Genomic DNA, 13,045 nt, shown 5'->3' on the forward strand with positions numbered 1-13,045 from the left:
GGAGGTGCCCATGAGCGCAGAGGCCGCCAATCTGAGTGCAGAGGCCACGAACCAAGCGCCCGGCCGTCGGCGCGGCCGCCCCAGGATCGACCTCCGGAGGCTCGGCCGCGCCGCACTGCTCGGCCCCGGCGGCGCCCGCGACCGGCTCTCCGACGCCATCAGCCACGTCGCCGAGGCGCACCGCGCCCACCACCCCGACGCCGACCTGTCCGTCCTGCACCGGGCCTACGTCCTCGCCGAGTCCTCGCACCGCGGCCAGTTCCGCAAGAGCGGCGAGCCGTACATCACCCACCCGCTGGCCGTCACCCTGATCCTCGCCGAACTGGGCGCCGAGACCACCACCTTGACCGCCTCCCTCCTCCACGACACCGTCGAGGACACCGAAGTGACCCTCGATCAGGTCCGGGAGGAGTTCGGCGAGGAGGTCTGCTACCTCGTCGACGGCGTCACCAAACTCGAGAAGGTCGACTACGGCGCCGCCGCCGAACCGGAGACCTTCCGCAAGATGCTCGTCGCCACCGGCAACGACGTGCGCGTGATGTCCATCAAGCTCGCCGACCGGCTGCACAACATGCGCACCCTCGGGGTGATGCGCCCCGAGAAACAGGTCCGCATCGCCAAGGTCACCCGCGACGTGCTCATCCCCCTCGCCGAACGCCTCGGCGTCCAGGCCCTCAAGACGGAGCTCGAGGACCTGGTCTTCGCCATCCTCCACCCGGCCGAGTACGAGCGGACCCGCGCCCTCATCGCCGGCAACGCGTCCGCCGGCGACGCCCTGGCCGCCATCGCCGACGACGTCAGAGCCGTGCTCAGGGAGGCCCGCATCCCGGCCGACGTCCTGGTGCGGCCCCGCCACTTCGTCTCCGTCCACCGCGTCCGGCTCAAGCGCGGCGAGCTGCGCGGCACCGACTTCGGGCGGCTGCTCGTCCTGGTCGGCGACGACGCCGACTGCTACGGGGCGCTCGGCGAGCTGCACACCTGCTTCACCCCGGTCGTCAGCGAGTTCAAGGACTTCATCGCCGCCCCCAAGTTCAACCTCTACCAGTCGCTCCACACCGCCGTCGCCGCACCCGACGGCGCCGTCGCCGAAGTCCTCATCCGTACGCACCAGATGCACAAGGTCGCCGAGGCAGGGGTCGTCGCCCTCGGCAACCCCTACGCCGCCCCCGCCGAGGGCGCCGACCCGGCGGCCGAGGACGGCGAGCGCGTCGACCCCACCCGGCCGGGCTGGCTCTCCCGGCTCCTCGCCTGGCAGAGCGCCACCCCCGACCCCGACACCTTCTGGACCTCGCTCCGCGCCGACCTCGCCCAGGACGGCGAGATCACCGTCTTCCCCCCGGACGGCGGCATGCTCGCCCTCCCCGCCGGCGCGACCTGCGTCGACGCCGCCTACGCCCAGTACGGCGAGGCGGCCCACACCTGCGTCGGGGCGCGCGTCAACGGCCGCCTCGCGGCGCTGGGGACGGTCCTGACCGACGGCGACACCGTGGAGCTGCTGCTCGCCGGCGGCGCCCGCCGGACGCCCGGCCCCGACGGCACCCCCGCCGAGGCGGGCGCAGGGGCCGGCGCGGGGACCACCGCAGGGACGGGCGCAGGGACCGGCACGGGGACAGCCGCGGGGGCCGGTGCAGGGGCCGGCACGGGGACAGCCGCCGGGGCGGGTGCCCCGCACGACCCGGTCGCGGGGCCCTCGCCGGACTGGCTGAAGCACGCCCGGACGCCCGCCGCCCGGATCGCCATCACCGGCTGGCTGGCCGCCCACCCCGAGGGCCCCGGGGTCCCCGCCGCCGCCCCCCGCCGCCCCGCCGGGGGCGCGGGCGCCGTCCCCCGGGCGGCCACCCGGTCCACCGCCGCCAGCGCCGTGGTGGCCGACCGGCCGGGCGCCCCGGTGCGGCTGGCCCGCTGCTGCACCCCCGTACCGCCCGACGCGGTCACCGGCTTCCCGGTACGCGGCGGGAACGTCACCGTCCACCGGGTCGGATGCCCCGCCGTACGGAGCATGGAGGCGGCCGGGCGCGAACCGGTCGGCGTGCGGTGGGGTGAGGCGGCGGAGTGCCGGGTCACCCTGGTCGCCGAGTCCTTCGGGCGCCCCCGGCTGCTCGCCGACCTCACCGAGGCCATCGCCACGGCCGGCGCGGCGATCGTCTCCGCCACCGTCGAGCCGCCCACCGAGCAGCGCGTACGGCACACCTACACGCTCCAGCTCGCCGACGCGGCCGAGCTGCCCGCCCTGATGCGCGCGATGCGCGACGTACCCGGCGTCTACGACGTCAGCCGGGGCCGCCACCCCGCCGCCACCGGCTGACCGGCACCCCCGCCCTCCCTCACGGCCCCGCCCCACCCCCGTACCGGGCGCGCGGTCCGTTCGGGTGCGCGGGGCGCGCGCCGTCACGGCCGGGCCCCGGCGCGCTGGTAGCGGTTGGCCATGACCCTCACATCGCGTGCCCCACGCACAGCCCGCACCTCGCGGCGCCTCCGGGCCGCCCTGGTGGCGGCGGCCTCGGCCGGCCTGATCGGCGCGGCGCTGCCCGCGCCCGAACCGCTCGGCATCGGCGACCCGCTCTTCCCGCACCTCGGCAACCCCGGCTACGACGTCCTCGCCTACGACATCGCCCTCACCTACCGGGGCGACAACAGCAAGCCGCTGGACGCCGTCACCAAGATCGACGCCATGGCCACCGACCGGCTCGACCGCGTGAACCTGGACTTCACCCACGGCACCGTGCGCTCGGTGCTGGTCGACGGGCAGCCCGCCGCCTTCACCCTCGGCGGCGAGGACCTGATCGTCGAGCCGTCCCGGGCGGTGACGGCCGGGACCCGGTTCCGGATCACCGTCACGCACACCAGCGACCCCTCCGGCCCCCGCAACACCGGCGGCTGGGTCCGCACCTCCGACGGCCTGGCCATGGCCAACCAGGCCGACGCCGCCCACCGGGTCTTCCCCGGCAACGACCACCCCTCCGACAAGGCGTACTTCACCTTCCGCGTCACCGCGCCCAAGGACCTCACGGTGGTCGCCAACGGGCGCGGCGTCGGCCGCACCCTCAGCGGCGACACCCGCACCTGGCTCTACCGCGGCAGCCGGCCCATGGCCACCGAGCTGGCCCAGGTCTCCATCGGCCGCTCCACCGTCCTGCACCGCACCGGCCCGCACGGGCTGCCCGTGCGCGACGTCGTACCGGCCGCCGACGCCGAGCGGATGGAGCCCTGGCTCAAGAGGACCCCCGCCCACCTGGAGTGGATGGAGGCCAAGGTCGGCCGCTACCCCTTCGAGACGTACGGGGTCCTCGTCGCCGACGCCGACACCGGCTTCGAACTGGAGACCCAGACGCTCTCCCTGTTCGAGCGCTCCCTGTTCACCCGCAGCAGCCTGCCCCGCTGGTTCGTCGAATCGATCATGGTGCACGAGCTCGCGCATCACTGGTTCGGCAACAGCGTCTCGCCGCGCCGCTGGGCCGACCTCTGGCTCAACGAGGGCCACGCCACCTGGTACGAGGCGCTCTACGCGGACGAGACCGCCCAGCAGTCGCTGGAGGCCCGGATGCGGCAGGCGTACACCGACTCCGACCGCTGGCGCGCCGCGGGCGGACCGCCCGCCGCACCCAGGCCGCCCGCCGCCGGACAGAAGATCAGCCTCTTCCGGCCGGTCGTGTACGACGGCAGCGCCCTCGTCCTGTACGCCCTGCGCCAGGAGATCGGCAAGGCCGCCTTCGAGCGCCTGGAGCGGCGCTGGGTCGACCGGTACGCGCACGCCACGGCGAGCACCGACGACTTCGTACGACTGGCCTCCGAGGAGGCGGGCCGGGACCTGACCGCCTTCCTGCGGGGCTGGCTGTACGGGGAGAGGACGCCGGCCATGCCGGGCCACCCCGACTGGCGCAGCAAGGCGCCCGTCAAGGGCTCCACCAAGGCTCCGGCCCCCGCCGCCAAGCGCTGACGGCCCCGCTCCGCGAGCGCCCGGACGAGGTTGTCCACAGGCCGCGAAACCCGGGTGACGGGCCCGGCCGCACCGTGCGACCATCAACGGGTCGGCGGCGCCGCCGGGCCCCGGATTCCCGGGGCCGGCCCCCGGGAATGATCCGGGGGAGTCACGCGTTGTCACTGACGAGCGACACCCACCCCGGTAGATCGGCGCACCGGCACCGATGCCCGGCCCATCGACGTAAGGATCCAATGACCTCCTCTTCTTCCCCTTCCCAGGACGCGCAGAGCTTCGCGGACACCACCCGCACCGAGAGCCTTCGGGCCGATGCCCTGATGGAAGAGGACGTCGCCTGGAGCCACGAGATCGACGGAGAGCGGGACGGCGATCAGTTCGACCGCTCCGAGCGCGCCGCGCTGCGCCGCGTCGCGGGCCTCTCCACCGAGCTGGAGGACGTCACCGAGGTCGAGTACCGGCAGCTGCGCCTGGAGCGCGTGGTGCTGGTGGGCGTGTGGACCTCGGGGACCGTGCAGGACGCGGAGAACTCCCTCGCGGAGCTGGCGGCCCTCGCCGAGACGGCGGGCGCGCTGGTGCTCGACGGGGTGATCCAGCGCCGCGACAAGCCGGACCCGGCCACCTACATCGGCTCCGGCAAGGCGAACGAGCTCCGGGACATCGTGCTGGAGACCGGCGCCGACACCGTCGTCTGCGACGGTGAGCTGAGCCCCGGCCAGCTCATCCACCTCGAGGACGTCGTCAAGGTCAAGGTGGTCGACCGCACCGCCCTGATCCTCGACATCTTCGCCCAGCACGCCAAGTCCCGCGAGGGCAAGGCGCAGGTCGCCCTGGCGCAGATGCAGTACATGCTGCCGCGCCTGCGGGGCTGGGGCCAGTCGCTCTCCCGGCAGATGGGTGGCGGCGGCGGTGGCGGCATGGCCACCCGCGGCCCCGGTGAGACCAAGATCGAGACGGACCGGCGGCGGATCCGCGAGAAGATGGCGAAGATGCGCCGGGAGATCGCGGAGATGAAGACCGGCCGGGACATCAAGCGCCAGGAGCGGCGCCGCAACAAGGTCCCGTCGGTCGCCATCGCGGGCTACACCAACGCCGGCAAGTCGTCCCTGCTCAACAGGCTGACGGGCGCGGGCGTCCTCGTGGAGAACGCGCTGTTCGCCACCCTCGACCCGACCGTGCGCCGGGCCGAGACGCCGAGCGGCCGCCTCTACACCCTGGCGGACACCGTCGGATTCGTCCGGCACCTGCCGCACCACCTGGTCGAGGCGTTCCGCTCCACCATGGAGGAGGTCGGCGACTCCGACCTGATCCTGCACGTGGTGGACGGCTCGCACCCGGCGCCCGAGGAGCAGCTGGCCGCCGTGCGCGAGGTCATCCGCGACGTGGGCGCGGTCGACGTGCCCGAGATCGTGGTGATCAACAAGGCGGACGCGGCCGACCCGCTGGTCCTCCAGCGGCTGCTGCGGGTGGAGCGGCACTCGATCGCCGTGTCGGCGCGTACCGGCGCCGGCATCGACGAGCTGCTCGCGCTGATCGACGCCGAGCTGCCGCGGCCGAAGGTCGAGATCGCGGCGCTCCTGCCCTACACCGAGGGCGCGCTGGTCTCGCGGGTGCACGCGGAGGGCGAGGTGCTCTCCGAGGAGCACACCCCGGAGGGCACGCTGCTCAAGGCACGGGTCCACGAGGAACTGGCCGCCTCCCTGGCGCCGTTCGTGCCCGCGGTGCACTGACCGCACGCACCCGCCGGCCGGTCCCGTCCGGTTCGGTCCGGTCCGGTTCGGTCCGGTCCGGTCCGACGAAGGCCCGCCCCCTCCGTGCGAGGGGGCGGGCCTTCGTCAAACCGCCCGGGGCTGCGTGACCGGGTGCGTCACGGGATCCCTCACTGCCCGGCGAACTTCTCGCTCATCATCGTGTAGATCCGCTCCGCGCCCCGGTCGAGGCGCGGGCCGGCCAGCCAGCCGGCCGTGACCGGCCCGATGGAGGTGTTGGACACCAGCGCCAGCTTCCCGCCCGGCTTGGTGATGAACCAGCCGCCGCCCGACGACCCACCGGTCATGGTGCAGCCGATCCGCCACATGGTGGGCGTGCCGGGCGTCAGCGTGAGGCGGCCGGGACGGTCGACGCACTTGTGCATCAGCGCGCCGTCGTACGGCGGGGCGGCCGGGTAGCCCCAGGCGCCCATCGCGGGGACGCTCGCGGCCTCCGGGGCGGCGAAGTCGACGTCGAGGGCGACACCGACGGTCTCCTCCAGGGACTTCCCGCCGTTCTCCGGCTTCACGTGCATCACCGCGTAGTCGTACGGGGCGCCCCCGCCGCCGGTCGGGCCGCCCTGGTCGATCCACTCGCCGGAGGTCGCGACCCAGTCGGCCCAGTAGACGCCGTAGGGGGCGACCTCTTGCGGCTGCGCCTTCTCCAGCGCCGCCGGGGTCTTGCCCAGGTCGTTGTACGCCGGGACGAAGGCGATGTTCCGGTACCAGCCGCCGGCGCTGCCCGCGTGGACGCAGTGGCCGGCGGTCCACACGAGGTTGGACTTCCCCGGGTTCGCGGGGTCCTTGACGACGGTCGCGGAGCAGACCATCGATCCCTCCGGGGCGTCGAAGAACACCTTGCCGACCGGTGCGGCGTTCTCGTGGTACGGCTTCTTCTCCGCCTCGGCGCGGACCGGCCGCGGCTCGGGGTCGGTGGCTCCCTGGTCGCCGACGCCGGCGCCGGCGGCCATCGTCTTCTGCGGGGACTCGGCGGACCGCATCCGCTCGGGCTTCCACAGGCCCTCGATCACCGGGTTGACGAAGTCCTTGGCCTCACGGAGCCAGGTGTCCTTGTCCCAGTTCTTCCACTCGCCGTCCTTCCACTTGTCCGGGTCGACGCCGTGCTCCCGGAGCTTGTCGGCGAGGTCGGCGGGGAGCGCGGCGCCGCCGTCCTGCCCGGAGCCCCGGCCGTCGGCGGGGCTCGCCGAGGCGGTCGCGCCGGCCCCCCGGTCCTCGGTGGGGCCACAGGCGGTGGCCGTCAGCGTGAGCGCCGCGGCCAGGCCGGTGACGGCCAGGAGCGGGCGTATGGAGCGCATGAGAACGATTCCCCCTGATGACGCGTGATGCGTGGTACGTAGTGCGTGGTACGTAGTGCGTGTGGCGTGGTACGCAGCGCGTGTGACGTGGTGCGTGGTGCTGCGGTGGGTGGGCTGCCCGGGTGCGGGGTGTCATGTGCCTGACATGGCCGACGCGGTCCTCCGGGACCGCGAGCCCGCACGGGCGCCACCACTCTATGGCGCCCGTGCCGGGGGCAGTTGCCGTACGGCCCGACCTGCACGGAGTCTCCACCGGCCGCCCGGATCCGCCCCCCGGGGCCCACCCCCCGGGGCCTACCGGCCCGCGAACTTCCCGCTGACCGCCTCGTACACGCCCTTCGCCTCGGCGCCGAGGCGCGGACCGGCCAGCCACCCGGCCGACACCGGACCGATCGAGGTGTTCGACACCAGCGCGGGGGCCCCGTCCCGGCCCTGCGCGACCCAGCCGCCGCCGGACGAACCGCCCGTCATGGTGCAGCCGATGCGGTACATCGTCGGCTGCGCGGCGTCCAGCGACAGGCGGCCCGGCCTGTCCGCGCACTGGAACATCCGCTGCCCGTCGAAGGGCGGCGCCGCCGGGTAACCGGTCGCCTCCATGCTCGCCACCTCCGGCGCCGCCGGGGCCGCGAAGTCGACCGGGAGCGCCGAACCGACCGTCTCCTCCAGCGACTTGCCGTCGCCGCCCTTCTCCGGCGTCACATGGATGACCGCGAAGTCGTACGGGGCGCCCTGGCCGCCGGTGGCCGCGCCCTGCGCGATCCACTGCTCGGAGGTCTGCGCCCAGTCGCCCCACCACACGCCGTACGGCGCGATCTCCTCGCGCGTCGCGCCCTCCAGCGCCGCGCCGGTCAGACCGCTGTCGTTGTACGAGGGGACGAAGGCGATGTTCCGGTACCAGCCGCCGTCCTTGCCCGCGTGGACGCAGTGGCCCGCGGTCCACACGAGGTTGGACTTCCCCGGGTTCGCCGGGTCCTTCACCACGGTCGCGGAACAGACCATCGAGCCCTGCGGCCCGTCGAAGAGGACCTTGCCCGCCTCCGGGACCGAGCCGTGGTACGGCGCCTTCACGGCGGCGGCCTCGACCGGCTCGGGCGTCGGGTCGGTGACCCCCTCGTCGCCCGCGACGTCCTCCTCCTCGACCGGCCGCTGCGGCTCCTCCGCCTCCCTCATCCGGTCCGGGTCCCACAGGTCCTCGATGATCGGATTGACGTAGTCCTTGGCCTCACGGAGCCAGGTGTCCTTGTCCCAGTTCTTCCACTCGCCATTACGCCACTTGTCCAGGTCGATCCCGTGCTCCTTGAGCCGGTCCTTCAGATCGTCCGGGATCGTGATCCGGCCGTCGGGCGACCGGCCGGCCGACGCGGTCGCGGAGGCGGCCGGGTCGCCGCCCGCGCTGTCGTCGCCCGGGCCGCACCCGGTGGCCGTCAGCGCCAGCGCCGCGGCGGCGGAGGCTGCGGCGAGCAGCGGACGAATGGGTCGCATGTCGTGATCCCCCTGGGACTTCGTGACTCGTGGCAGAGCACTCGTGGAGCGCGGTCCCCCACTATGCCGGTGCCCTGGGGGACGGCGTGCGGCAGGTCCCCGGTTCCCCGGCCGCCTCTCCCGGCCGCGCGGCCGGTGCGTCCCGTCCCAAGGTTCTTCGCCGCGACCCGTGATCCGGACGGGATGCCGTCGTTAGTACGTACGGGGGACAGAAGGTCGGCCTCCGTCGCCCGATCGGGGGCGGGCGGGCCGCGACCCCGAAGGGCAGCATCACCGTTCACCGGGAGGATCCGAAGCCGTGGCAGTGACCGAATCAGCCCCGGTGGCACCGACGTCCACCCACGAGGGCATCCTGCGCCGCCAGTCACTGCGCGAGTCCGCCGCCCGCACCTATGCGCGCTCCCTGCCGATCGTCCCGGTGCGGGCGCGGGGACTGACCATCGAGGGGGCCGACGGGCGCCGCTATCTGGACTGCCTGTCCGGGGCGGGGACCCTGGCCCTCGGACACAACCACCCGGTCGTCCTGGAGGCCGTCAAGAAGGTCATCGACTCCGGCGCCCCGCTGCACGTCCTCGACCTGGCCACCCCCGTCAAGGACGCCTTCACCACCGAGCTGTTCGCCACCCTCCCGCCGCAACTGGCCGACGACGCGCGGATCCAGTTCTGCGGCCCGGCCGGCACCGACGCGGTCGAGGCGGCGCTGAAGCTGGTGCGGCAGGCAACCGGCCGCCACGACCTGCTCGCCTTCACCGGCGCGTACCACGGGATGACCGCCGGGGCCCTGGCCGCCTCGGGCGGCGCCACCGAGGTGCGGGTCACCCGCCTGCCCTACCCGCACGACTACCGCTGCCCGTTCGGCGTCGGCGGCGAGCGCGGCGCGGAGATCGCCGCCCGCTGGACCGAGAGCCTCCTCGACGACCCCAAGTCCGGCGTCCCCCGGCCCGCCGGGATGATCCTCGAACCGGTCCAGGGCGAGGGCGGGGTGATCCCCGCGCCCGACGGCTGGATGCGCAGGATGCGCGAGATCACCACCGCCCGGTCCGTCCCCCTGATCGCCGACGAGGTGCAGACCGGCGTCGGCCGCACCGGGGCGTTCTGGGCGGTCGAGCACAGCGGCGTCGTCCCGGACGTGATGGTCATGTCCAAGGCCATCGGCGGCTCCCTGCCGCTGGCCGTCATCGTCTACCGCTCCGCGCTCGACGTCTGGCAGCCCGGCGCCCACGCCGGCACCTTCCGGGGCAACCAGCTCGCCATGGCGGCCGGCGCGGCCACCCTCGCGTACGTACGGGAGAACGGCCTCGCCCACCGCGCGGCCACCCTCGGCGCCCGGATGCTCGGGCAGCTCCAGGGGCTGGCCGCCGCCGACCCCCGCGTCGGCGACGTCCGGGGCCGGGGCCTGATGATCGGCGTCGAGCTCGTCGCCCCCGGCACCTCCGCCGACGTCCCGCCCCCGGACCCCGCGCTCGCCGCGGCCGTGCAGCGGGAGTGCCTCCACCGCGGGCTCATCGTCGAACTGGGCGGCCGGCACAACGCGGTGGTCCGCCTCCTCCCGCCGCTGACGATCACCGACGAACAGGCGGTGGCCGTCCTCGACCGCTTCGCCGACGCCCTGTCCGCCGCCGAGGGCACCTCACCCCGGCCCGGCGGACCGCCCCCCGCCCGCTGACCGTCCCCGACCGTCCCGGGCCGGGCCCCTCACCGCTGCGGCCGCCCCGGCCGGGCCCGCCCCACCGACCCGCCTCACCGGCCCGCTCCGGCCCGGCGATCCGGCCGCCCCCGTCCCGCCGCACCACGTCCCCTCGTCAGAAAGCGCCCTCCCGTGAACCCCACTCCCGTCCCCGAAGCAACCGGCGGCCCCCGTCCCGGCGAGCCGGCCACCGTGCCCCGCCAGCACGCGGGAGGGCACGAAGTCCTGACCGGCCCCACCCGCCCGGGCGGCGGCACGGCGGGCGCCCCCGGGACGTGCGCCGACCCGCTCGACCACCCCCGGGCCGAGTACGCCGCGGACGCCGCCGCCGCCGAGAACCTCCTGCGCTGCTGGGTCCGCGAGAACGACCTCCCCCGCCCCGCGGGCACCACCCTGCGCGTCCCCCTCGACGCGAGCGGCACCGCCCTCCTCGTCCCCGTCCGCTACTGGTCGCCCACCGGCTGGCACCGCTTCGGCCCGCCCGCCCTCGAGGGCGCCCCGCCCTCCGCCCCGCCCGTGGACGCCGTCACCATCGCCGCGCTCATCGGCCGGGAGGGCGACCGGGGCGGGGAGTCCGGCGCCGGGGGCCACCGGGACGGCGCCGACCTCGTCGGCCGGGTCGCCGACTCCACCCGCCGTACCGCGGACTTCATCGCCCACCGGCGCCGCCACCCCGGCCCCGCCCCCGACGCCGACCTCTTCCTCACCGCCGAGCAGTCCCTGCTCCTGGGCCACCCCCTGCACCCCACGCCCAAGAGCCGCGAAGGGCTCTCCGACGCCGAGGCCCGGCTCTACTCGCCCGAACTGGGCGGCTCCTTCCCGCTCCACTGGATGGCCGTCGACCGCTCCGTACTCGCCACCGACTCGGCGTGGACCGAACAGGGCCGCGCCCGCACCGCCGAGCACCTCACCGCCCGCCTCGCCAGCGGCCTCGCCCTCCCCGCCGGCACCGCCGCCCTGCCCCTCCACCCCTGGCAGGCGCGCGAGCTGCCGCACCGCCCCGCCGTCGCCGAGCTGCTCTCCGCCGGCCTCCTCCACGACCTCGGCCCGCACGGCGACCTTTGGCACCCCACCTCCTCCGTGCGCACCGTCCACCGCCCCGGCGCCCCGGCCATGCTGAAGCTGTCCCTGGGCGTGCGCATCACCAACTCCCGCCGGGAGAACCTCCGCAAGGAGCTGCACCGGGGCGTCGAGGTGCACCGGCTGCTGCGCACCGGCCTCGCCGAGGAGTGGCAGGCCGCCCACCCGAACTTCGACATCGTCCGCGACCCGGCGTGGCTCGCCGTCGACACCCCCGACGGGGAGCCCGTCCCCGGCCTGGACGTGATCCTCCGGCACAATCCCTTCACCCTCGGGGACGACGCCGTCTGCCTGGCCGGCCTCACCGCCCCCCGCCCCTGGCCCGGCGACACCGCGATGCGCTCCCGGCTGGCCGTCGTCGTCTCCGCCCTCGCCACCCGCACCGGCCGGCCCACCGGAGCCGTCGCCGCCGAGTGGTTCCTGCGCTACCTGGACCAGGTCGTCCGCCCCGTGCTCCGGCTCGACGGCACGGCGGGCGTCGCCCTGGAGGCCCACCAGCAGAACACCCTGGTGATCCTCGACCCCGACGGCTGGCCGCGCGGCGGCCGTTACCGCGACAACCAGGGGTACTACTTCCGCGAGTCGCACCGCGACGCCCTGGAGCGCCGGCTGCCCGGCATCGGCACCCGCAGCGACACGTTCGTCTCCGACGAGGTCACCGACGAGCGGTTCGCCTACTACCTCGGCATCAACAACGTCCTCGGTCTCATCGGGGCGTTCGGCGCCCAGCGCCTCGCCGACGAGCAGCTCCTCCTCGCCGCGCTCCGCCAGTTCCTCGCCGGCGCGGTGTCCTTGGGCTCCCCGCTGCCCGCCCTCCTGCTGGACAGCCCGACCCTCCGCTGCAAGGCCAACCTCCTGACCCGGCTGCACGGCCTCGACGAACTGGTCGGCCCCGTCGACACCCAGTCGGTGTACGTCACCATCGCCAACCCCCTCCGCCGCTGACCGAGGACGACCATCCGCCGAACCGCCGAGAGGACAGCGCCCGTGCCGCCCACCGAAGCGAGCCCCGACACCGGACCTCCCACCCCGGCGCAGGCCGGCCCGGGCACCGAGGACACCCTGGAGCTCCGGCTGCCGGAGGAGCTGATCGCCCTCCTCCCGCCCGACGGCCCGGACGCCCCCGGCGCCCCGGGCGGACCGGCCGGGGCGACGGCCCCCGCCGTACGCGGCCGAGCGGGGAGCGGCGACCAGCTCGACGGGGTCGCCGGCTGGGGCGCGGCCCCCACGCCGCTCGGACGGTTCCGGCTGGTCCCCGTGGAGATCGAGCGGGACCTGCCGCTGATCACCCGGTGGATGAACGACCCGGCCGTCGCCGCCTTCTGGGAGCTGGCCGGGCCCGCCTCCACCACCGAGAAGCACCTGCGCGCCCAACTCGACGGGGACGGGCGCAGCGTGCCCTGCCTGGGCGTCCTCGACTCCACGCCCGTCGGGTACTTCGAGGTCTACCGCGCCGACCTCGACCCCCTGGCCCGCCACTACCCGGCCCGCCCCCACGACACCGGCGTCCACCTGCTCGTCGGGGGAGTCGCCGACCGGGGGCGCGGGGTCGGCACCACCCTGCTCCGGGCCGTGGCGGACCTCGTCCTGGACCACCGCCCGCACTGCGCCCGGGTCGTCGCCGAACCGGACCTCCGCAACACCCCGTCCGTCTCCGCCTTCATGAGCGCGGGGTTCCGCTTCTCCGCCGAACTCGACCTCCCCGACAAGAGAGCCGCTCTGATGATCCGCGACCGCGCCCTGCGACACCTGCTGTGACATCCGCCGTGAACGGCCCGCGGCGCCACATACCCGT

General features: G+C 75.0%; 8 protein-coding genes. 6 read left to right on the forward strand and 2 right to left on the reverse strand.

Features of this window, described 5'->3' with window-relative positions:
- Positions 1-31: 31 nt before the first annotated feature.
- The 3 genes from ACF08D_RS00430 (at position 32) to hflX (ending at position 5,667) form a co-directional block, all read left to right on the forward strand.
- On the forward strand, positions 32-2,305 hold the full coding sequence (locus ACF08D_RS00430; RefSeq protein WP_392221172.1) for a RelA/SpoT family protein: 2,274 nt from the start codon (positions 32-34) through the stop codon (positions 2,303-2,305).
- Positions 2,306-2,425: 120 nt separating this feature from the next.
- Positions 2,426-3,937 carry a M1 family metallopeptidase gene (locus ACF08D_RS00435; protein ID WP_392220126.1) on the forward strand — a complete coding sequence of 504 codons (1,512 nt, stop codon included), beginning with the start codon at positions 2,426-2,428 and terminating at the stop codon, positions 3,935-3,937.
- A 236-nt stretch (positions 3,938-4,173) separates the two neighbouring features.
- Entirely contained in the window at positions 4,174-5,667 is a 1,494-nt protein-coding gene (hflX, locus tag ACF08D_RS00440; protein ID WP_392220128.1) for a GTPase HflX, read from the forward strand.
- Positions 5,668-5,816: 149 nt separating this feature from the next.
- On the opposite strand, the gene ACF08D_RS00445 is transcribed toward hflX, so the two are convergent.
- Both ACF08D_RS00445 and ACF08D_RS00450 read right to left on the reverse strand, forming a co-directional pair.
- Positions 5,817-7,001, reverse strand: coding sequence for a trypsin-like serine peptidase (locus tag ACF08D_RS00445; RefSeq protein ID WP_392220129.1), 1,185 nt, complete (start codon positions 6,999-7,001; stop codon positions 5,817-5,819).
- Positions 7,002-7,295: 294 nt separating this feature from the next.
- Positions 7,296-8,483 (reverse strand): trypsin-like serine peptidase, encoded by a 1,188-nt coding sequence (locus ACF08D_RS00450; protein ID WP_392220131.1) that lies wholly within the window; start codon positions 8,481-8,483, stop codon positions 7,296-7,298.
- A 298-nt stretch (positions 8,484-8,781) separates the two neighbouring features.
- On the opposite strand from ACF08D_RS00450, the gene ACF08D_RS00455 reads away from it, so the two are divergent.
- From ACF08D_RS00455 to ACF08D_RS00465, 3 genes are all read left to right on the forward strand, one after another.
- Positions 8,782-10,149, forward strand: coding sequence for a diaminobutyrate--2-oxoglutarate transaminase family protein (locus tag ACF08D_RS00455; RefSeq protein WP_392220133.1), 1,368 nt, complete (start codon positions 8,782-8,784; stop codon positions 10,147-10,149).
- Positions 10,150-10,302: 153 nt separating this feature from the next.
- The gene (locus ACF08D_RS00460) at positions 10,303-12,195 is read left to right on the forward strand and encodes an IucA/IucC family protein (RefSeq protein WP_392220134.1); all 1,893 of its coding nucleotides are present in this window, start codon (positions 10,303-10,305) and stop codon (positions 12,193-12,195) included.
- 42 nt (positions 12,196-12,237) lie between these two features.
- Positions 12,238-13,008: a GNAT family N-acetyltransferase gene (locus tag ACF08D_RS00465; protein ID WP_392220136.1), complete on the forward strand. Its 771-nt coding sequence runs from the start codon at positions 12,238-12,240 to the stop codon at positions 13,006-13,008.
- The last annotated feature ends 37 nt before the right edge of the window (positions 13,009-13,045 follow it).

This window comes from Streptomyces sp. NPDC015131 (genome assembly GCF_043079975.1).
Lineage (GTDB): Bacteria > Actinomycetota > Actinomycetes > Streptomycetales > Streptomycetaceae > Streptomyces.